At 57.1% G+C, this 21537-nt stretch carries 18 protein-coding genes; 8 read left to right on the top strand and 10 right to left on the bottom strand.

Annotated elements, in window-relative coordinates:
• Positions 1–12 precede the first annotated feature (12 nt).
• Genes EI77_RS04855 through EI77_RS04870 form a run of 4 tightly spaced genes read left to right on the top strand, consistent with a single transcriptional unit; the run spans position 13 to position 4636 of the window.
• Positions 13–843 carry a polysaccharide deacetylase family protein gene (locus EI77_RS04855; protein WP_133793611.1) on the top strand — a complete coding sequence of 277 codons (831 nt, stop codon included), beginning with the start codon at positions 13–15 and terminating at the stop codon, positions 841–843.
• Positions 840–2858: an ABC transporter substrate-binding protein gene (locus tag EI77_RS04860; protein WP_133793612.1), complete on the top strand. Its 2019-nt coding sequence runs from the start codon at positions 840–842 to the stop codon at positions 2856–2858. Before EI77_RS04855 ends, EI77_RS04860 begins: the two co-directional genes overlap by 4 nt.
• Positions 2859–2874: 16 nt before the next feature.
• Positions 2875–3780 carry a hypothetical protein gene (locus EI77_RS04865; RefSeq protein WP_133793613.1) on the top strand — a complete coding sequence of 302 codons (906 nt, stop codon included), beginning with the start codon at positions 2875–2877 and terminating at the stop codon, positions 3778–3780.
• Between the two features lie 16 nt (positions 3781–3796).
• Positions 3797–4636, top strand: a complete 840-nt coding sequence (locus tag EI77_RS04870; protein WP_133793614.1) for an ABC transporter ATP-binding protein — start codon at positions 3797–3799, stop codon at positions 4634–4636.
• On the opposite strand, the gene EI77_RS04875 is transcribed toward EI77_RS04870, so the two are convergent.
• The 4 genes from EI77_RS04875 to EI77_RS04890 form a co-directional block, all read right to left on the bottom strand.
• Complete coding sequence (locus tag EI77_RS04875) at positions 4637–4906, bottom strand: hypothetical protein (protein WP_133793615.1); 270 nt, start codon at positions 4904–4906, stop codon at positions 4637–4639.
• Positions 4907–5077: 171 nt separating this feature from the next.
• Complete coding sequence (locus EI77_RS04880) at positions 5078–6817, bottom strand: ABC transporter ATP-binding protein (protein WP_166647044.1); 1740 nt, start codon at positions 6815–6817, stop codon at positions 5078–5080.
• A gap of 71 nt (positions 6818–6888) precedes the next feature.
• Positions 6889–7770, bottom strand: coding sequence for a hypothetical protein (locus tag EI77_RS04885; RefSeq protein WP_133793617.1), 882 nt, complete (start codon positions 7768–7770; stop codon positions 6889–6891).
• A 66-nt stretch (positions 7771–7836) separates the two neighbouring features.
• Complete coding sequence (locus tag EI77_RS04890) at positions 7837–8877, bottom strand: aldo/keto reductase (RefSeq protein WP_133793618.1); 1041 nt, start codon at positions 8875–8877, stop codon at positions 7837–7839.
• 165 nt (positions 8878–9042) lie between these two features.
• Here EI77_RS04890 and EI77_RS04895 point away from each other — a divergent pair, with 165 nt between their 5' ends.
• Entirely contained in the window at positions 9043–10593 is a 1551-nt protein-coding gene (locus EI77_RS04895; RefSeq protein WP_208300265.1) for a porin, read from the top strand.
• 13 nt (positions 10594–10606) lie between these two features.
• Here the strand turns inward: EI77_RS04895 and EI77_RS04900 are convergent, their stop codons facing one another.
• From EI77_RS04900 to EI77_RS04915, 4 genes are all read right to left on the bottom strand, one after another.
• Positions 10607–11536: a ribokinase gene (locus EI77_RS04900; protein WP_133793619.1), complete on the bottom strand. Its 930-nt coding sequence runs from the start codon at positions 11534–11536 to the stop codon at positions 10607–10609.
• 80 nt (positions 11537–11616) lie between these two features.
• Entirely contained in the window at positions 11617–12627 is a 1011-nt protein-coding gene (locus EI77_RS04905; RefSeq protein WP_133793620.1) for a nucleoside hydrolase, read from the bottom strand.
• 194 nt (positions 12628–12821) lie between these two features.
• On the bottom strand, positions 12822–13730 hold the full coding sequence (locus tag EI77_RS04910) for a ThuA domain-containing protein (protein WP_243838663.1): 909 nt from the start codon (positions 13728–13730) through the stop codon (positions 12822–12824).
• A gap of 83 nt (positions 13731–13813) precedes the next feature.
• The gene (locus EI77_RS04915) at positions 13814–15283 is read right to left on the bottom strand and encodes a DEAD/DEAH box helicase (RefSeq protein WP_133793621.1); all 1470 of its coding nucleotides are present in this window, start codon (positions 15281–15283) and stop codon (positions 13814–13816) included.
• A 146-nt stretch (positions 15284–15429) separates the two neighbouring features.
• Between EI77_RS04915 and EI77_RS04920 the strand changes: the two genes are divergently transcribed.
• A complete protein-coding gene (locus EI77_RS04920) occupies positions 15430–16719 on the top strand; it encodes a hypothetical protein (RefSeq protein WP_133793622.1) in 1290 nt (429 codons plus the stop codon).
• A 48-nt stretch (positions 16720–16767) separates the two neighbouring features.
• Here the strand turns inward: EI77_RS04920 and EI77_RS04925 are convergent, their stop codons facing one another.
• Positions 16768–16965, bottom strand: a complete 198-nt coding sequence (locus EI77_RS04925; RefSeq protein ID WP_133793623.1) for a hypothetical protein — start codon at positions 16963–16965, stop codon at positions 16768–16770.
• A 268-nt stretch (positions 16966–17233) separates the two neighbouring features.
• On the opposite strand from EI77_RS04925, the gene EI77_RS04930 reads away from it, so the two are divergent.
• Entirely contained in the window at positions 17234–18529 is a 1296-nt protein-coding gene (locus EI77_RS04930; protein ID WP_133793624.1) for an amidase, read from the top strand.
• Positions 18526–19302, top strand: coding sequence for a tetratricopeptide repeat protein (locus tag EI77_RS04935; protein WP_133793625.1), 777 nt, complete (start codon positions 18526–18528; stop codon positions 19300–19302). Before EI77_RS04930 ends, EI77_RS04935 begins: the two co-directional genes overlap by 4 nt.
• Before the next feature lie 58 nt (positions 19303–19360).
• On the opposite strand, the gene asnB is transcribed toward EI77_RS04935, so the two are convergent.
• The gene (gene asnB / locus EI77_RS04940) at positions 19361–21343 is read right to left on the bottom strand and encodes an asparagine synthase (glutamine-hydrolyzing) (RefSeq protein ID WP_133793626.1); all 1983 of its coding nucleotides are present in this window, start codon (positions 21341–21343) and stop codon (positions 19361–19363) included.
• Positions 21344–21537 lie beyond the last annotated feature (194 nt).

Consider the following 21537-nt stretch of genomic DNA (forward strand, 5'->3'; position numbering starts at 1 on the left):
ACCCCCTCCTGGATGGTCCGACCACCTCCTGAGCAGCCTGCGGAAAGCCGTCGTGAAAACACGAGACGTTTCCTGATCAGTCTGCTTCCAGCCACAGCCTGTCTATGCCTTTTGGCAGTCGGTCTGTGGCCCTGGGCGCTCCTCATATTCGCCACCACTTTCATCGTGATCGGCTATGGCACGGTGAACCCGCAGTCCCGGCTTTTTAGCACCCACGTCTCCTCTCTATCTGAGCAGCAGGCCAGAGAAGGACAAGTGTGGCTGACTGTGGATGATGGCCCGGATCCGCACACAACTCTGCCCTTGCTGGATTTGCTCGACGAGCATCAGGCCAAAGCGGGCTTCTTCCTCATCGGGAAAAAAGCCGCCCAACATCCTGAGCTGGTCCGCGAGATCGCCCGTCGCGGGCACCTGATCGGCAACCATAGTCAAACCCATCCCTCAGGCAGTTTCTGGACATTGCGCCCTCGGCGTATGTGGGCAGAGGTGGCAGGATGCCAGCAAACGCTCACGGACATTCTCGGCACTGCCCCTGTGTGGTTTCGCCCCCCAGTGGGGCATCACAATCTTTTTCTCACCGTTCCTCTTCGTACTTTGGGACTCACCATGGCCATCTGGAACTGCCGCGGATTTGACGGTGTTGTCAAAGATCCGAAGCTCATTTTACGCCTGATTTCCCGCAGCCTGAAACCGGGATCCATTGTCCTACTGCATGATGGCACCAGCACCTGCATCGAAGTGATGAAAGGAACTCTGCGGCTTCTTTCTGAACGGGGTTTGCAAGCTGCATTGCCCACATCGTTGCATCCCGCCGCACCAGCGCCTAGGCTGGTGGAATCATGAACCGGGCATTGATCTTTGGCATCCCCCTGGTGGCGCTAGGCGTCGCCAGTTGGGCGGCTTGGCAGATTCAACGCCTGTCCCCGGAACGGTCGGAGGCCATCATCATGATGCTGCCCGGGGACTTCCCGGATTTGAATCCATTCTTCCCCCGCAGTGAGGCTGAGCGCCAGATCCTGGACCTGATTCATGAGCCCATGATTCGTCTGGACAGTCAGGGCAGACTGGCACCCGGACTCGCCAAAAGCTGGTCATGGCATCAGCGTGTCACCTGCTGGTTTTCCACTCAGGATGCCTTGCACTCCGCGCAACGCCGCCTCGCCGAGGTCCCGCCAGAGACGCGTCAGTCCTGGAATCTGGATGAAGTGACCACCCAAGGCTTGAGCCTTTTGCTGCATTTCTCCAAACCGGGGGCTCCCGGCACCGATGCGGCCCTCCAGACACTTGCGTCAGAGTCAGTACTGCCCCTGACCTTTATTCGTCTGGACAGCCCTCCCTCCGCTAGGCTTTCGCTGGAAAAATTTGCCAAATCTCCTGAGCATGCCGCCAGCAGCGTGCGTCTTTGGTTCGATGAAGATGGTGCCTGTGAACTCGTCACCACCCGTCCCCTGCATTTGGTGCGGGAAGAGCTGACCACCTGGCTCCGTCAGAATGGTCAAACGGTACCTTCAATCACCCCCATGGCTGAAGTGGCCGGACTCCTGGAGCCGGTTCTGGATTTCAAACTCAACAGCACTCAACATACTTGGCCTGACGGCTCCCCCGTCACTGCGGCAGATATCCGGGCGACAGTGTCACACGTCATGCAGCGTGGTTACCCGGTCCCAGGCAGGGAGGGATTCCGGCATATTCAGGACATCACGGTCCAGGGCAGTTCAACCGTGCGGGTGACTTATCGCCGCAGCTACGGAGCCGCCTTGGCCAGTTGGATTCATTTTCCCATCTTGCCAGAAAGCTGGTTGAAAAAAGCTCCCGAAGATCTGGAAGAACCGCCTCCTGGAGCAGGTCAGTGGCAGGCCTCACGAACCCCTTCTCTTCTCACCCTCACACCCCGCGCCGCGCCAGAGGGCACTCCGCAACACAGTCTTCACGCGATCACCGCCACTTCCTCCCTGCAAGCAAGAGTCGCTTTAGCTACCGGCACTTTGGATGTGGCCTGGCCTGGCGATAACTCGGAACTTCTAGAAGAAACCTCCCTGGATTTTCATCCCACCCAGCCACGAAACCGCCTTCTTGTTTTGTGGAATCTGCGTTCTTCACGCCTCTCGGAGCTGCCCGTTCGTGAAGCCCTCTCTCTCGGCTTGGACAGGCAGTCCCTTCTGGCGAATGGTCTGGACGGACAGGCGCGCTTGGCAGAGCCCTTGTTTATGCCTGGGCTCTGGTATGCCCCGAAGGGCAACTCCCAAATCTTTGACCTCGAGTTAGCCCGCCAAAAATTGGAGACCGCAGGCTGGCTGCGCGATGTCTCTGGCATCGCCAAAAAAGGTGGGCAGACTCTGGACTTCAAGCTGCTGGTCACTACGGGCAATGAGCAGCGCACCCGGCTGGCTCATCTCCTGGCGGACCAGTGGTCGCAGCTCGGCGCGCGCGTCACGGTGACATCCGTAGCTTCTGAAGCTCTGGTGCCAGAGCACCTCGCACCAGGCAAATTTGATGCCGTTCTTCTGGGTCTCGATTACGAACTGGCCTGGGATCAGACTGCCTTTTGGCATAGCGGCCAGATACAGGCAGGCCTGAACTTCTCCCGTCTTGCCGATCCGCAGCTAGACCTGCTTTTGGAATCCCTAGCCAGTGAATACGATACGCGTCAAATCCCTGCCCGCGCTCGGGCGGTTCAAGACAGGTTTCTCACTCAGCAGCCAGCCCTGCCTTTGATTGGGGATCTTCAGCAAATAGGAGTGAGAAAGGCACGCTTTCCCCAGCTCGGCGCACCGGACTCACACCGTCCACTGACCCTCCGCACCCTACTGCAAACCGCCAGCCCCCAATCTCTGCAGATGCGGGTGCCTAACGAATAGTTTGTATCAATTAGCCATGCATCCCGTCATGTTTCTCGTCAGCCTCGGCCTCCTTTTGGGAGCGCTGCTGCTTGCGGTGACCACATCGCTCTCCCTGGAGGCAGCAGCACGCTGCCTGGGCAAGTGGGTGCGCTGGCCCATTGCCATTGCGGTGCAGGCCGTGGCCCTCTTCTCACTCTCCGCCCTCGCTTGGTCTGCCATCGGATACTGGGTCGGGGATTTGGGCAGGCCCATCAGCAGCCTCATGCCCGCCCAGACGGATCTTGCTAAAGTCGGCTTTGCCACACAGCTCGCTCAGATGTTGTGGTGGTGGATACCCCCCATCTTTCTCCTCGCCCTGCCGCTGACCGCCCTGTTATTAGCCGCCAGGCTGGTAGGCCATCGCCCAGGACATGTGCAGGTACTTTTGGCAGGCCTTCCGGGCATCGTCTGGCTGGCCGTTGTCGAGGATGCCTTTCACATGCCAGGTGTGCTCGCAAGAATCATCCCGGCACTGCATTCACCACAGACACCCTCCATTCTGATGCTTCTCTGGCCCGCCCTGTTGTTGGCCTTTGTTTGGTGGACCGTTGTTTTCATCTGGCCGCGTTCCCCGCTCCCCTACCAGCCCAGCGCACTAGAAAAAATACGGGAAGGGGCTCTCGCCATCGGACTCAGTCCGGATGAAGTGTGGAAACGTCATTTATTGCAGCCCCAGTTACGCCAATTCCTGGCGGACCTCTGTTCCATTGCAGCCATCGGGATGTCCTTGTGGATATCCCTCGGCTGCCCGGGAAATGTCACTCTCAGTGCTCAGATGCACCAAGCCCTCAGCGCAGCACTGGACGATCCGCAGGCTCCTCTGCGCGCCACCTTGCCGTACATGCTTTGCGCCTTGTCATTGTGGCTTCTGGGACGCATCATACAGCCACGCCTGCGTTAGGCAGCCGCTTCATCCTATGTCTTCCCTCCTGAGCATCCGTGATTTGAAGATCGAGTTTCGTCGTCACGATGGCCCGCCCGTTCAGGCAGTCAAAGGTCTCAGCCTGGAGCTGAAACAGGGGGAGTCCATCGCCATCGTCGGCGAAAGCGGCAGTGGTAAAAGCGCCACCGCACTCGCCCTGGCACGGCTTCTTCCTGAGCCCCCTGCCCGCATCACCGCCTCTCACCTCAGCATCGCCGGGCATGAAGTGCTGAAGATGAGTGAAAAAGAACTGCGCAAGGTTCGCGGCAAAGAGATCGCCTATGTTTTCCAGGAACCCACCACCTCGTTAAACCCCGTCCTCACTGTCCGCACCCAGATCGGCGAAGCTCTATCCCTGCACCGCCCCGAAGTCACTGACCGCGATGCAGAGATTCTCAGTTGGCTGCGCCTCGTAGGCATCACGGAGCCAGAAAAACGCCTGCGTGCTTACCCGCATGAACTCAGCGGTGGCATGCAGCAGCGTGTCATGATTGCCATGGCCCTCTGCTGCCAGCCGAAATTGCTGATCGCCGATGAGCCCACCACAGCCCTCGACGTCACCATTCAAAAGCAGATCATGGAACTGCTGGCCGACCTCCGTCGCCGCCTCGACATGAGTCTTATCCTCATCACTCATAACTTCGGCATCATCAAGGATGTCGCCGACCGCGTCGCCGTCATGTTTCGCGGAGAAATCGTCGAAACCGGCCCCACTGCTGAGATTCTCACCAACCCCCAGCACCCCTACACCCAGGCCCTGCTGGATTGCGTCCCCCGCATGGGTGCCAAGAAGCACCGCCTGCGGACGATTGATTACTCAGCGCTGGTGAAATAATCAAGGGGTGAGGATGATGACCTTTTCAGGTGTGCCATCACCAGGATCAAAAGCCCAGTGTGCGCTGGATTTAGACCCCACATAAATCAGAGAGGGATCCCAACCCAATGAGAGGTTGAGCCGAAAACCCATCCCATCTTTTACATAGTGCCAGCCGCCCAGAATGCCCTCCCTAGATGCGGGCGTTGAAGACATGAAGGTAATCAAATCAGCCTCTTCTTTTGGGTAGTGGCCGCGAAGAGTTTCGTAACGTTGGACGGCTTTTACCACGGGTTCTGCGGATCCTGCCTGAACAGTGAGCCAAGGATCATTATCTCCCGCAGGATAACCGGACGAGATACCCCCAGGCCATTTTTTCCCGCAAGCGCAGGCAAGCAGAGTGAAGACCACCACTAAAATGCACAAAGAATAAGATTTCATGAAACGGCCCCCATACGCCTATCACAACAACGCCAGACTCGCCAGCTCCCGGTAATAAGCACAGCTCGCGATCAGCTCTTCATGGCTGCCATGGGCTAGCACCTGGCCTTGGCGCATGACATAGATCACATCTGCACTCACCACCGTACTGAGTCTGTGCGCGATGACCAGACAGGTGCGGTCTTGCCGCAAAGTTTCCAAAGCCTGCTGGATGAGCTGCTCGGACTTGGTGTCCACAGCGCTTGTGGCTTCATCTAGGAGAAGGATAGGCGCGTCTTTGAGAAAGGCACGCGCCATGGCGATACGCTGGCGCTCTCCGCCGCTCAGCATCACCCCGCGTTCACCCACCTGGGCATCCAGTCCACCAGGATTCCGTCTAACAAAATCTTCCGCACAGGCGAGATTGAGGGCCTTCCACATCTCTTCATCATTGGCATCGTGCTTGCCCAGGCGCAGGTTATCCCGGATCGTCCCTGCAAAGAGGAAAGCGTCCTGCGTGACATACGCAATAGCATCCCGCAGCGAGACACGGTTGTATTCAGTGATGGAAGCTCCATCCAGGGTGATGCTGCCAGACTGCGGATCATAAAACCGGGTCAGCAACTGAAACAGCGTGGATTTGCCGGAACCCGTCGCTCCGACAATGGCCACCGTCTGCCTAGGTTTCACGATCAGATCCAGTTCATGAACCACGGGCTTGTCAGCTTGGTAACCAAATCCCACCTGCCGAAACTCAATGGCCCCCTGCGGCTTCAGCAGAGGACGACCTTCTTCCAGATTTTCCTCACCAGCCTGATCCAGGATTTTGAAGACCCGCTCTGCACTGGCCAGTCCAGTGACGATGGTCTGGTTCACCCCATGCAGGCGGGCGATGGGTTCAAAAAAGAAGCCTAACAAAAAGATGAATTTAAAGAGTTCCCCTGTGGTGATGTTGCCCTGGATGGCTCCATACGCCCCCACCCCCAGCAGGAGCACCAGGCCAAAGCTGCCGAAAAATCCCATTAACGGGCTATACACCGCCCAGGCCGTCATCAGCTTCTGCTGCGCCCGGCGCAGACCGTGGCTGGCCTGATTGAAGTCCTCCTGCTTAGTATCCTCGGCAGTATAACTTTTGATCTGCCGGATGCCTGTGACGGTATCATGCAGCATGGAGTTCATGTGGCTGCTGGCCTCCCGCGCCAGTCTCGCACGCGGGGCAATCCAGCGGGCAAACAGCCATCCTCCTGCGGCAATGAACGGCGTGGGGATCATCACGATCAGCGCAAAGGTACTGTTGGTGTAAAACATCACCACGGCGCTCAAGAGGATCTGCAAGATGGAGGTAACCCCTTGCTCGATTCCTTCCAAAATCACCCGCTGGGTCGCGGGCACATCATCCGCCATCCGGGTCAAAATATCCCCCGTGCTTTGTCGGTCGAACCAGCTCAGCGGCAGCCGTGCGATCTTGCGGTGAAGCTGGCCACGCAGATCGAAGATCATCCGCTGCTCAAAGTTGCTGTTCAGCCGCGTGCGTACATAGAAAAGAAACTCGCGCAGAAAAAACGCCCCGACCGCCAACCCGCCTGCCCTCCAGATTCCAGGGATGTCCTTGTTGGGAATAATGTCATCCACGAACCATTGCACCACCCCGGGGAAAACGATGATGAGGGAGGTGCCGATGATCGCCAGCACAAACTGCACCGCCGCCATCCGCCAGTGGGCACGGGCAAAGACCAAAAGACGGCGGGCAGTGGCACTCAGAGAGACGGGTTTTTCAGACATGGCAGGCATTGACGAAAGCTCTGACGTAACTTCACGCTGAATTCGTCATTCAGATCTCAGCAATCTTCTATCTACCGTCTTTGATAAACAATGCTGTCCATCGCCTGCTCCAGGGCCAGGCCTTTGAGGAAAGGCTCCAGCTCTGGATTGCTAGCTGTTTGCACCACCTCCGGTAGCTGCATCAGGCCTGCAAAGTCCTGGCGCTCGATCGCTTGGCGGACTTTTTCGTTCCGACCCAATGCGGCAATTTCCGGATGGTTCAGCGCCTGGGCGGTTTGCGGTCCCTTGGCCGCGATCTGCTGCCACACGCGCCCGTCCGGCCACAGGATCAGCAGGCGGGACAGGTTCGCCGTCGCCCGCATGTCATAGGGATCCAGTTTTTCAGCAAAGCGGCCCACCGATGTCCTGTCCACCTTTTGAGCCAGCTCTTGCACCCAGGCTCCGAAGCTGCTGGTCTCCCCTTTACCACTCTGCTGGATGGAGGCATTTTCCAGACCATAGACGCTGCCCACCAGGCGCAGCACCATCGCACTCAGCCACATCAGCACACCCGATGGCAGCAGACTCAACATGCCCGCCTTCCACCCTGTAAAGCTTCCCAGGAAAGCCAGCAGACCAAAACCTGCCAGGATGTTGATCAAAGCCCTGGCCAGGAAATAGGTTAAAAGCGCCGCTGCTCCAGACATGATCAGCAGTGTATTCGTGCTCATGTTGGCACCGTAGGCACCAAAGACCTCCGCCCGGTGCCGGAAGATATAAAGTCCGGCCAGGACCGAAAGCGCCAGGCTCATCATCGTCAGGAATTGCTGCGCAATCCCGCGTGCAAAAGCCAGCCCGGCCAGGAAAGCCACCAGGGCCATCCCGCCCGCAGTCATACCCCCTCCCGAAAAGGTGCGTTTCACACTTTCCAGGATGCCATCCAAGTCTGGCAGGCTAATGGCGAGTTCTTGCATCACTCAGCTTATCAAAGGGGTGCCTAAGGCCACCTGCAAGCCGTTTGTGTGGGCGTTCTTCACCCGCTACAGCCTCCGCAGCCCATCTTCAGTCATCGGATTGGGGATCTCCACTTCCAGTTCATCAATGCGGCGCAGCGTATCCCCATCCAGGATCAGGTCCGCTGCCTTCAGGCATTCATCCAGTTGCTCCACCGTGGTGGCACCGATGATGGTGGAAGCGACGAAATTATGCTGCCGACTCCACGCCACGGCCAGCGCAGTGACGCTAGAGCCAATGTCCCCCGCGATTTCCCGCAGCCGCTCCGTGGTGGCCAGGGTCCGTTCATTGACGAAACGCCTGGCCATTCGCTGCTGGCGTTCCGCTCCATTCACCAGGTAGTCACTGAAGCGTGCCCCCGGCGGCAGTGCCCCACCATTGTATTTGCCCGTCAGCACCCCACCGCCTAGCGGGGAATACGGCAGCAGGCTCACACCTTCCATCCGGCAGACTTGCGCCAGCTCATTTTGGCAGCGTCTGTTAATGAGGGAAAAGTTGTTTTGGACAGTGTCAAAGCGGGACAGATGATGTTTTTCGGCGGCCCACAGGTTTTTCATCAGCCCCCAGCTTGTTTCATTGCTGCAGCCGATGGCGCGCACCTTTCCCTGTTTCACCAGTTCAGTCAGCGCTTCCAGCGTATCCTCCTGGCGCATACCGTGGTCTGGCCAATGCGTCTGATAAAGATCGATGTAATCCGTCTGTAATCGCCTCAGGCTGTCCTCGCAGGACTGAAAAATCTGCCGTCGGTCCAGGGCCGTAAAGCCGCCTCTTACCGGCGGGCGGAACCACCCATGCCCCGGCCCGGTGATCTTCGTGGACACAATGACCTCTCCCCGGTTTTTGGTCTTCAGCCATCTCCCCACAATTTCCTCCGTGATGCCAAAACGCTCCGCTGCCGGGGGCACAGGATACATCTCCGCAGCGTCGAAGAAGTCGATTCCCGCTTCATAAGCTCGGTCCATGATGGCAAACGAAGTCTTTTCATCCGCCTGGAGCCCGAAGGTCATGGTCCCCATGCAGATGTCCGTTACCACGATGCCACTTCGTCCAAGTCGTCTGCGTTCCATACAGGCAGTTTAAAAAGAAACCTGCCACGGATCAACAAACTCCACGGTTTTCCACCCCTTTGTGACACCAAACCGTCACATTCCGCTCCAAAATAGGCTCAATGTGTCAAACATGTCACAGAGCATCGGTACTCACTCTGGAGAAAATCTCTCAATGTGACGGCCATGTCACTGCGAAACCGCACTCACACCCCCATCTTGTCGAAGTTGTCACAAAGCCTCCGGGCTCTCCTCTTCGTCTGCACTCTCGGTTCATTGGCCCTGCCTTCCCAAATCCTGGCGGACAATGCAGCCCTCATGAAGCTTTTTGAAATCATGAAGGCCAAAGGCTCCATCACTCAGGAAGAGTATGACCAGCTTGTCGCCGTCGCCCAGGCTGAGGAAGCCGAGGCCGCATCCGCCCCTCCTGTGGTAGCAGTTGCCCCCGTGGCGGCTCCATCCATGGATCGCGTGGAGCAGATTGAGGATCGAATCTCCGAAACGGAGGCTGAATTGAAGGCTCTCGATGCTCATATCGCCGAAAGCCGCAAATCCCTGGCTGACCTGGACAAGCTGTCCGCTGAGACTCCAAAAGACCTCATGGAAAAAATGCTGGATGGCAAATGGTATGAAAACCTCGGCATCCGCGGCTATGTCCAGTTCCGTTACCACGCCCTCTATGGGGAAAACGCCAAAGGCCTGAATGTGCCAAATGACCGTTCCGTCAGCGATACGGAGTCCTTCATGATCCGCCGTGGCCGTCTCATCATCAGCGGTGATGTCTCGGATCACCTCTACATTTATGCCCAGTCAGATTACAATGCCTCCAACGGCAGCGGTGATTATGTGCTGCAAATGCGTGACCTTTATGCCGATATCTCCCTTGATTCAGACAAGGAATTCCGTTTCCGCATCGGCCAGTCGAAGGTTCCCTTCGGTTTCGTAAACCTTCAGTCCAGCCAGAACCGCGCCGCGCTGGAGCGCCCGGATGCCCTGAACTCCGCCGTCGAAGGTGAGCGCGATGTGGGAGCCTACTTCTACTGGGCACCCAAGGAGAAGCGCAAACTCTTCAGCAAGCTGGTCAAAGAAGGCCTCAAAGGCTCCGGCGACTACGGCGTCTTTGGTATCGGAGCCTACAATGGCCAGGGCCTAAACCGCAGCGACACGAATGGCCAGCCTCATTACGTCGCCCGTTTTGCCTATCCGGTGGAGTTCAAAAGCGGTCAGATCATGGAATTCGGCCTTCAGGGTTATACTGGCAGCTTTGTTTCCCGAGTATCCGCCATTCCTGGAGTGGGCACCCCTTCATCACCTGATCATGGCAATAAAGATGAGCGTGTCGGCCTGAGCTATATCCTCTATCCTCAGCCTTTCGGGATCGAGGCGGAATGGACCTGGGGCCGTGGACCACAACTCACCGAAGATATGACGGCCATTGAAACGGACTCCCTCCAGGGCGGGTATATCCAGGCCAGCTACCGTATTCAGGATGGCCAGAGCAACTGGCTGCCGTTCGTCCGGTATAACCACTATGATGGTGGCCGCAAATTTGGCACCAACTCCCCTTGGGATAAGGTCTCCGAACTCGACATCGGCCTGGAATGGTCCCCGCGGCCTGAAATTGAACTCGCGCTCATGTATACCCACACCTTCCATCGCACGAATACCGCCGCCGCGCCTTATGCCGAGGTGGAAAATGCAGACCGCCTGGGCCTGCAACTTCAGTGGAACTTCTAAAGCGCCTTTCCTTTTAGGCGTTCATGGCGCTCTGAACATCGCCCCGGTGGGGGATGCCCTCCTGGGCACCCACCTTCAGCGTGGCCAGGGCGCCTGCCACATTCGCCCATCGCACACATTCCATCAGCGTGTTGCCTTCGGCCAGATGAGTCGTAAACACCCCGGCAAAGGTATCTCCTGCACCCACGGTATCCACGGCTTTCACCTTATGAGTCGCCACCTTTTTCAAGCCTGACTCATTAAGCACCAGTGTGGATTTTTCCCCACGCGTGATGATAAGTGTGCGGATCTTTTTCTGAATCAGCCAGTTTTTCCATTCGTCCACGCGATCCGCAAGATCATCGGCTTCTGCTTCAAAAAGTTGCTTGGCTTCCCCGCTGTTCACGATGAGCACACTGACGCTCACCTCACCCCAAGGGAAATCGGGCTGTAACGGGGAAGGATTCAGCACTACCGGTACCTCCCGGCCATTGGCCAGCTTGATAGCTTCCACCACCGTTTCCAAAGGTACTTCCAGTTGCACAAGCAGAGCCTTCGCTACCTCAATTCGGGAGCGCTGCATCTTCAGTGCGGGTGCCGTGAGAGCCGCATTGGCCCCAGCGATGACAATGATCTGGTTTTCACCCTTCGCATCCACGGCGATGAAGGCATTCCCCGTCCCACCTTTCACTGTATTGACGGAGCTGCAATTGATGCCTTCCCGGCGCAAATGATTGCGATAATCCCGCCCATCTGGATCATCGCCCAGGCAGCCGATCAGAGTGACCTGCGCTCCATGCCGCGCCGCAGCGAGGGCCTGATTGGCTCCCTTGCCTCCAAAACGTTTTTCCAGGGAAGATGCCGAAACCGTCTCACCCGCAGCGGGCAGACGCTTCACAGCAGCGATGAGGTCCACATTCATGGACCCCACGACGACGACTGAGGCTGCTGAGATCCTGGCCATGTGCTTGGGTTGCTTCTAATCAACGACCTGACGCAATCAGCATTGCATTGCAAGAGCAGGACGGGAATCTTTTTGCAGATTCAATGCTTCCCTGGCGGCTCCACACAGAGCTGAACGATCGCCTCACGAACACGCTCGGCCTGTGTCACAGACATCACCAAGTAACGATGGTGGCCCTTGCCATCCTTGGATGGGCGATACCAAGTGGCCCCGTTTTCTTCGACGGTCACGCCGCCAGGAGGCGAGAGATCGAAGTAACCCCGATCTGGATAAATAGCATACAGTACAGATGTCGGGTCCCAGGTTGGCCGGTCATGAGGCGGCGGGTTATAGGCGTAGTAAGCCTCCTTCAGCGGGTGATGTTTCACATAGTCAAAATCGCGCTCGATGCTGACGTGCGGATAAGCCGCCGCCACGCCGATTTCAAAACCACTCCAAACGATAGGGGTGGGCCATTGACTGGCCAGCTTTTGCGCCGCCGGAATGTCCTTGATCACATTGTATTCCAGGTGCCGGGTATTCCAGTTCACTGTCTGAAACGCACCTGCCATGATGGACAGCAGCGTGACTTTTTGTTTCAGCAAATCGCGACCGCTCAATGGGGAATGCTCATCCGGTTTTGAATCCAGCAACCGGGCAAAATTGGTGAAAAAACCCACCTGCACCATGGCCACAGACTGGTCCGCCTGAGCAGCCAGCACTTTGCGCAGAAGGGCCACCGCTTCAGGCGCATCGGCACCGGTCAGTAAATCATGAGGATAACGGAAGCTGCCATCTGGATTTTTTTCATCCGCCAGACTGTTAAACTTTCCGCCATCCTGCGCCACCCCATTCCTCACCACGCCCACCGGCACATCGGGATAACCATGAAACGTATTCACCGCATCCACAAACGCCGCTGCCTGAGGATGATCCTTGGTGATCGTCACCGCCAGCAATTCACATGCCCCGCGCTTTTGCAGATTATGGATCATCTCCAGCGCCATGACGTCATCCACGTCGTTGCCCATGTCCGTATCGAAAATGACCTTCACCGGCGCAGCCAAGCCCGGTGTTACGATGAGCAGGAGTGAGAACAGGAGAGTCTTCAAAAGACAAGAATCAGGTTCAGAGTTTATGGACAAAGTTTCCGGCAGCCGCAGAATGGGGAAATGGCCGCGACAAGCTGTTTGTAGCCCGCGTTTTTAGTCGCAGGGGGAGCCTGATTCTTGGTCTTCATTATCCGTAGTGTTTCCTCACATTCGCATATGAATGAACAGCCGCCACAGCATACTTCCGTAGAGCTCTACTTCTTCGCAGCGGCCTTTTTCAAGAACACTTTGCGGTCCCAATTTTTCGCCAGCGCATCGGGTGTCGTTTCGGAGTTCACGCCTTTCTCTGGCACGTCCAGTTTGCTGGTCCAAAGGATGCCGTTGAGGAGCAGCTTGCGCTGGTTGGCTTCGGCCCAGTTGCCATGCAAATCACAGCCGGTGAATCCGAAACTGCGACCTCCATCCGGCCGCTCAAACGCCCAGGCCACAGTTTCCGCCCGGCCAGCATGAGCTTTGGCTGCCTCACTTTTCCGGCTGCTGTCCGGCATTGGACAGGCCAGCAGATGAGTGACGCCTTTTTCGGCAAAGTGGAGATTGTAAAGCCAGCCGTCTTTCAGCAGTTCAAACGGCACCAGCCCCTGGTTGATCGCGTGCTCCGGCACAGCATCAAATTTCACGTCCCAATGCCCACGACAGCCAATGTCACTCTGGAACACTGCGCCGAACCAATTTTTAAAATCAGCCGCACGATCTGGAGGACAGTCTATCGCCTGATGCAGAATGACAAGCCCTGTACCTGCATCGACCAGGGCTTTCATTCGCGCCCAGCGGTCCGGGGTGAGAAAAGACAGCCTATCCCCTCCGTCCATGTAGATCACCACAGAGCGGGCACCCTCCAGCACTGCCTCATTCTTTGGCCAGCCATCCGCCACCATCACTGGGGCGACGCCAGGCATGTCCTTCAGCCAGTCCATCAGCAGAGCGCAACCCGCGAAGTATTCGTGCTGTCCGGGTTTGTTACTCGGCGTACCTGCCAGCAGCACGACCTTCGCCTTGCTAGCATCCGTCGGCAGCACTTCCAGCGGCACCTGCTGCTGTTCGTTGGTGAATTCGGCCCTGGCTGTGCAAGCCAGGAGTAGAAGGGAAAAAAGGAAAGGGCGCATGGTGGGAGCGTGATGACTGCCTTGCAAAACAGGCAAGCATCAAACGCCACAGAGCCACACTCCCTTCCATTCAACTTTTCGGCTTAACGGCCAGACAGCCGCTTCCACAGACTACGCTGGCTACCGCTCTCGGTTGCAGGAGGGCTAGCGGCGGCCGAGTCGTTCTGAGGACGGCCCTGGCGTTGAGGACGCGCACCACCTGCGGAGCCGCGCTGATCACGCCCGCCAGACTGGGGCCGTGCCGGACGGTCCCCCACCGGTCTGCCGCCGCCTTCCTGCCTTGGCTGGCCTCCTTGACCACCCTGACCGTTCTGCCCGCCTTGGCCATTCTGGCCCTGGCCTCTTCCACCTCTGCCCTGACCCTGTGGCGGCCGTCCGCGCGGATCCCGGTAGCGTGGCGGCTCTTCGCTGCGCGGAGGAGCGGAGGCATGATAGTCAAAACCCTCCGCCTTTTTGCGCACGAGGCCGCGATTGATGAATCTTTCCAGACTCCGCAGGGGAGCCTGATCCTCTGGACTGATGAAGCTGATGGCATCGCCAATCGCCTGGGCACGGCCCGTCCTGCCGATGCGGTGGACGTAATCCTCCGCATGCATGGGGAAATCAAAGTTCACCACATGGGAAATGCCATCCACATCAATGCCGCGTGCGGCAATATCCGTCGCCACAAGAACACGCACCGCGCCTGATTTGAAGTCTGCCAGGGCTTTAAGACGCTGGTTCTGGGAGCGGTTGGCATGCAGCGTGGCGCATTTGACGCCTGTCTGTTCCAGCTTGCGTGCGACGCGGTCTGCACCGTGTTTTGTGCGGGTGAAGACCAGCACCATATTCATCTGGTCATCCTTCAGTAGATGGCTGAGCAAGGATGGCTTCAAATGGACAGGCACTTCATACACAAGCTGCGTCACTGTTTCAGCCGGATTTGAGCGGCGGCCGATCTGGACAATCTTCGGATGATTTTGAAACTCGTGGGTCAGTGATTCGATCTCCTTGGATAGCGTCGCGGAAAACATCAGCGTCTGGCGTTTGCGCGGCATCTTTTGGACGATGCGCTTGATGCTCGGCAGGAAGCCCATGTCCAGCATGCGGTCCGCCTCATCCAGCACCAGGTGCTGAAGGCCACTGAAATCCCCATGCCCCTGACCCATGAGGTCGATCAGACGCCCAGGTGTGGCGATGACGATATCGCAGCCATTGCGGAGAGAATTGATCTGTGGACGCTCGCCCACTCCTCCAAAGACTTTCGCAATCGTCAGCGGCAGATGTTTGGCATAAGCCAGCACGTTTTCTTCGATCTGCACCACCAGTTCACGGGTAGGAGCCAGGATGAGCACTTTGGTGCCGCGTTTACCCTGGGCAGCCGCCAGGAGAGTGAGCACAGGCAGTGTGAAAGCCGCTGTTTTGCCAGTGCCGGTCTGGGCAATGCCGATGAGGTCATTTCCGGCAATGATGGGTGGAATGGCAGCCGCCTGAATAGGCGTAGGTTCGGTATAACCGGCTTCAGCGATGGCTTGGAGAATTTTGGCGTCGAGGCCAAGAGCTTTGAAAGGCATCGGAGACTATGCACGGAATCGGGCATTGTGCGAGCGACCTTTTCCTGCCGGGTGGGAGACTGGCTGAAAATTGTAACTGGCAATGCCCGCACATCAGGCATTCTTTCCGATTGTCTGTGCAGGGGCAACCCCAAGATGTCACCACCATGAATGCATCCTTCTTCAAATCTGCCTCCCTGGCTATCGTTCTGGGGCTTTCTCTCGTTTCCCCCGCTCTGGCCCAAGAAACGGCGGAAGCCGCCGCACCGCCAGCCAAAGCAGCCGCAGAAAAGCTGCGCACAGACCTCCTGGTCCCTGGCGTCACTTTGGCAGAAGGTGTCTCTGAGATCACCGGTGTCGCCATCAGCCCCTTGTTAGGCATGAGCGCCCTGGGTGCCTGGAAGTATTATCATACTGAAGAAAAACTTCGGGATCGCCTGCCTTGGTATTGCCATCCCTATGCCTGGGGTACCGGATTGGCACTCATCGGCCTCTGTCTGCTAAAAGACTTCCTCGGTGCCGCCGCCCCAGCCCTGGTCAAAAAGCCCCTCGATTTCGCTGAACTGTTTGAGGACAAACTCAGCGCCCTCGTTGCCAGTGCCGCCTTCGTTCCACTGGTCGCCCTAGCCATGTCGCATCTGGAAAGAATACCTTCACAGGCTTCGGATGGCGTTGCGGCCTCAGGGCTCGCCGTCATGCCCATGGCTAGCGCACTCGATGCCAGCCTTCATAGTCCCTGGATCACCATTCCTCTGGCCATCTTTGCCTTCGGCGTCGTCTGGCTTAGCTCTCATGCCATCAATGTGCTCATCGCCCTTTCACCCTTTGGCATTGTCGATGCCGGGTTGAAGTTGATCAAGCTTGCCCTCTTGACTCTGGTCACCGGTACCGCCGCCCTCATCCCCACCACACCAGTGCCAGCCCTCATCGTCTGTGGCAGCCTCTTTCTGCTCGGCCTTCTCCTGGCGGGCTGGTCCTTCCGCCTCTCCATCTTTGGCACCCTGATGGGACGGGATTTTCTGCTCAACAAACGCGCCCAGGGGGAAGATCTGGATACAGGCGTGCAAGGCTTCCTGGCTCGTCGCACGACGGGTGTCCCCGTTCGTACCTTTGGCCGCATGCAATTGGACGAAACCGGTGCCGCTCACTTCTCATATCGCCCCTGGCTGCTGCTACCCCGGCGTCGTATTGCACTAGTAGGAGCGGGCATGGTGGTCTGTCGCGGCCTTCTCCACCCCAGCGTTGCTCATCGCACAACAGGCGAAACCCGTCCACGCAGCTCTCTCATATTGCTCCCTCGCTACCGCCGACTGGAGGAATCCATTGCCGTTCGTTTTGGTTGCCAGGAAGTCATGGATAGCACCCTCATGCGTGGGTTTAAAGCCATGCGCATGTGGCTCACCACCACCCTCACACCTTCCCGATGGTATCGGGTAGAACGAATCGAAACGGCCTGAACTCGCCCCTGTTTGAAGAGGCGATCTCAGGCCCTCCCGCATCTCCGGTTAATAGACCGTCTGCGTCGTCTGTGTCTGCACGGCACCCGAGTACGGGCTGCTCCGCACAGTCTCCTCCGTTACCGTTGTGTGCGTGCGGACAGGGCCTCCATCGTCATCGTCATCATCATGCTCCACGGTATCGCAACTGGACAGGGAAAGGGCGCATACAGTGGTGCCAAGGAAGGAGTATAAGAGCTTTTTCATAGGATGGGATCGTGTGCTTGCTTTGATGCACATGCAGTCCTTCAGCAGGTCTGCCATTGCATCACCATGACATCGAGTCCCGCCGACGAGGCGTGCGTAACAAAAAATGTGAAAAGCACATGCATAATGCACGTCCAGGTACTGATCTTGTGACGATTTCCTTCCTGGCAGGAACCTCCTCCAAATTTCTCTGGTCAGAAATCTGTCTTTTCGTTGATCCTCAACTATCATTCAATCGCCTGCCTAACTCCATTTGCCGTCCCCATCTATGCTCCCCTTCCGCCGTCCGTCGCTCCAAAGCTGCCTCGCCCTCGTTTTGCTGCTCCAGGCATTGCCCTCATGCACCATTGAGGTCACCAAGCCCGCGCGGAATCCAACAGATCATGTATTCCTTCGCTACTGGCCTGCTCCTGAAGGCTATCAGGGGCTGAAAGTGGCGGTTAAAGATTTCATCGACATTGAGGGACAAGTCACCTCCGCCGGCTCCGCCTATCTCGCAAAAAACAATCCACCCGCGAGCAAGGATGCCGCCTGCCTCCGGGGCGTACGTGCCCAGGGAGCCCACATCGTGGGCAAGACCAATGCCAGCGAATTTGGTGTCACTTCCTCAGGCTTAAACCCTCACTTCGGCACACCCCGCAGTCCGCTCACTGACCGCAAACATCGCCTCATCTCCGGTGGCTCATCCAGCGGCTCCGCAGTCTCCGTGGCCACTGGCATGGCAGATGTCGCCCTGGGAACAGACACCGGCGGCTCCGTTCGCATCCCCGCAGCCTGCTGCGGTGTTTATGGACTTAAAACAACCTTCGGACTCGTTTCCCTAAAGGGCGTTTTCCCCATGTCGCCAAAGCATTTGGACACCGTCGGCCCGCTGGCCAAAAACATCCCCAATCTCGCCAAAGGCATGAGCCTGCTGAAGCCTGGCTTTGACGAAGAATATGCAGAAGCGAGGCAGGAGAAACCCAGTGGCCGCAGCATCCGCATCGGCCGCCTTTATGTGGACGGCACAGACCCCGAGATTGATCGCGCCATTGATGCCGCTTTGAAAAAATCCGGTTTCCGTGTCGTCCGGCTGAACAAAGAATTCAAAGATGCCTGGGATCAAGCTCAAAAGGACGGCCTCACTGTCGCAGTGGCTGACGCATGGACCAATGATGAGCAGTATGGCAATAAGCGCGGCGTATCCAGCGTCACCAAAGCAACCATTTTGTTAGGTCGGGTGGAGCATCTGACAGGCAATTATGACCGCGCCCTGAAAAGGAAACCCGGCTGGCAGCGCACATTGCGCCGCACCTTTGACCGCGTGGATCTGATTGCGCTGCCCACACTGAAGAAATTGCCTCCGCCCATTCCCCGCTTCGGCGGATCAGCTCTGTTTGAAGCCCTGACCTTCAGCCTTCAAAACACAGTTAGCTTTAATTACTCAGGCAATCCTGCCATCGCCATTCCAGTCCCCGTGGAAGGCAAAGAAATCCCCGTGACCAGCTTGCAACTTGTGGGTCCCCGACTGAGTGAAGCGGAACTTTTGAACGCTGGGCGCATTGTGAGTTCCAAGCGCCTATGAAATTGTCATCCTTTCTGTTCGGCGCACAGGCGTTGATTGCCTCCGGCCTCTTGCTATCAGCGGGTATAACCGCACAGGCCCAGTCGGTTAGTGAACTAGTCGCCCAGGGAGAAATGCACGACACTCGGCTTGAAGCAGACAAAGCCTTGAGCTTATACCTTCAGGCTGAAAAAATGGAACCTAACAATGCAGATGTTCTCGTGCGCATTGCACGTCAATATCGGCACTTAATGGCCGATGCATCATCCAAACAAGAAAAACTCCGGTTAGGCGGCATTGCTCTGGATTATGGGAAACGTGCCGCAGCACTCGCCCCCAACAATTCCGATGCCCAACTATCCACGGCCATCAGTCTCGGCAAAATGCTTCCTCTCCAAGATTCTGGCGAGCAGGTACGCGGATCTAAGCTCATCAAGCAAGGTGCCGAAAAAGCCATCAAGCTGAATCCTCGCAACGACCTCGCCTGGCACATCATCGGCCGCTGGCATCGCAATGTGTCAGACATCAGTGGCATCAAGCGCACGCTGGCCGCCTTGGTCTATGAAAAGCTTCCTGAAGCCAGCACCACCGATGCTGTCAAATGCCTCGAGAAAGCCATCGCCATCAATCCAAAGCGGCTCATTCATTACATTGAGCTTGGCCGCATCCACGCACAGATCGGCAATAAAAACGAGGCCCGTAAAAACCTCGCCAAAGGTCTCAAGATGCCTAGCCTGGAAAAGGATGACGAAGAGGCCAAAGCTGTTGGCAGAGCCCTCCTCGCTTCTATGTAAATGAGCTTTGGAGTGAGAATGCGCAGGGGGATATTCTCCCCCTTTGCCTTTTGGTTTATTAAATAGTTACTAAAGGCTCTTTGCGCGCCTGGGAAGGCAGTTCACAAAGGCTGCCATCAATGTAAAGATGGTGCCATAGCTGGGTGGCCACCACCGCAGCCAGCCCCATTTCAATCGAAAGCCTTGGCAATGAAGTGGCCCGCAGGGAGCTATAAGTCTTGCGCCAATGATGCACCATTTTCGCATCGAAGTATCCCGTCCGATTCAGAGATTCCTCACTCATGAGCTGGCCGACATACGCCGGTTCTGGCTCCAAATGAAAGCTGTCCAAAGGAGCGCGAAAGATCACTTTTCCACGCTTATAAATGGAAGGTGGCAGCCAGCGCTCCGCCAGCAGCCGCAGGATGTGTTTATCGCGGAAACCGCGCAGCTTCCAGTCTGGATGCAGCTTCGCACAGAAATCGAAGACGTCTTCATCCAGGAAAGGATAACGCACCTCCACGGAGGAATGCATCGCCACACGATCCCCTTTGCCCTGGAGCAAATGGCCCGCCAGCGTCACGCGTCCTCCCACCCAAATCCCCCGGTTCAGCGGATGCCAGTGTTTTGCACGGTCCAGATTCATACCCAGAGTTGCCCATGGGTCAGTGGATTCACGCAGCTCATGCATGGACTCAGAATAAAAGCGCAGTTTGGCTAGGCCTAACAATCCATAGGAATCAATCCAGGCATTGGGCCCACCCACATTGGTTTCTGTGCGTGCGCGAAAGCTCGGCGGATACTGTGGCACATCACTATATTTCAAAAACGCTCGTCGTGCCCGATCCCCCAGCCGCAGTCCCCCGATGGAATCGAGATAACCGATGATCTTCGCCGCTTTATACCAGGGATACCCCACCAGCCATTCGTCGGCACCTTCCCCGGTCAGCACCACTTTTTGTCCGCATTCATGCACTTTCTGCGCCAATTGCAGCAGGGAGGCACAGGAGGTATCAATAACGGGCTGTTCAGCCGCAGCGATCAGCGTCGGATAAGTTTTGATGGCGTCTTCATGCCGAAATTCCTGCACCACGGGCGGTGGTGCGCCGATGAATTTCGCCACCATGCTTGCCGCATCCAGCTCGTCCAGCTTGGGATCATCCACCCTCACCGTATAGGTCGAAATGGACTTGCCCCGCAGATGACAAGCCAGCGCCAGGATCATGCTGGAATCCACCCCACCAGAAAGATAAGACCCCACAGGCACATCCGCCCGCAGCCGTTTATCCACGGCATTCAGCAGCACGTGCTCAAATTCATCCACCAGCTTTTTCGGATCCTTCTCTGGATTCTCATGACCCGCGTCAGGGAAATCCATTTCCCAGTACTTCCGTTCCCGCACACCCGGGGCTTTGTGGGAGTGCCCCGGCAAGATCTCCAGAAAATGCGCGGGCGGCAGCATCTGGATTCCTTCAAAACAAGTGATCGGTCCCGGCAGCGCTGAAAAGGTGAATACGTGATCAATGCCTCGCCGGTCCGGGATGGCAGGCACCATGCCAGAGGCCAGCAAGCCCTTGATTTCAGAGGCAAACAGCAGCCAGTCCCCCTGGCGCGTCCAATACAAAGGACTGATGCCAAACCGGTCACGCCCCAGCATCAGCTTCTGCTCTCGCTCGTCCCACAGCGCGATGGCGAACTGCCCGCGCAGCTTCTCAAACATCCCCTCCGCGCTTTCTTCCCACATGTGCGGGATGATTTCCGTATCGCAGTGCGTCACCAATGTGTGCCCCCGGGCGGCGAGTTCTGCACGCTTCTCCACATGGTCAAATAGTTCGCCATTGAAGACGACGGAGACATTCCGTTCTTCATTGTGCATCGGCTGCTGGCCATCCGCCAGCCCCACGATGCTTAGCCGGCGGGATGCCATCGCCAGCCCTGGACGCATAAAAAAACCCTCCTCATCAGGTCCCCGATGGTAGAGTGCCCGGGACATCCTTTGGATGATTTCATCCGGCACCACCCGCTTTCCAGCCATATCGATCACGCCTGCAATTCCACACATATCGTTAGGTCAGTCCTCAAGTTAGGGTTCGTTCACAATGCAATCGTAACTCGCCGCCTGGATGCGTTTGCCCCGGACCGAATTGTACGGATTAAATGAATTTAACCTCGCTAAATCAAGTCAGGCCACTGTATAAAGCTCCGATTTTGCCAAAACGCTCGTCCAGCACTCGCTCACGACGAAGATAAAAAAAA

This window comes from Prosthecobacter fusiformis (assembly GCF_004364345.1).
Classification (GTDB): domain Bacteria; phylum Verrucomicrobiota; class Verrucomicrobiia; order Verrucomicrobiales; family Verrucomicrobiaceae; genus Prosthecobacter; species Prosthecobacter fusiformis.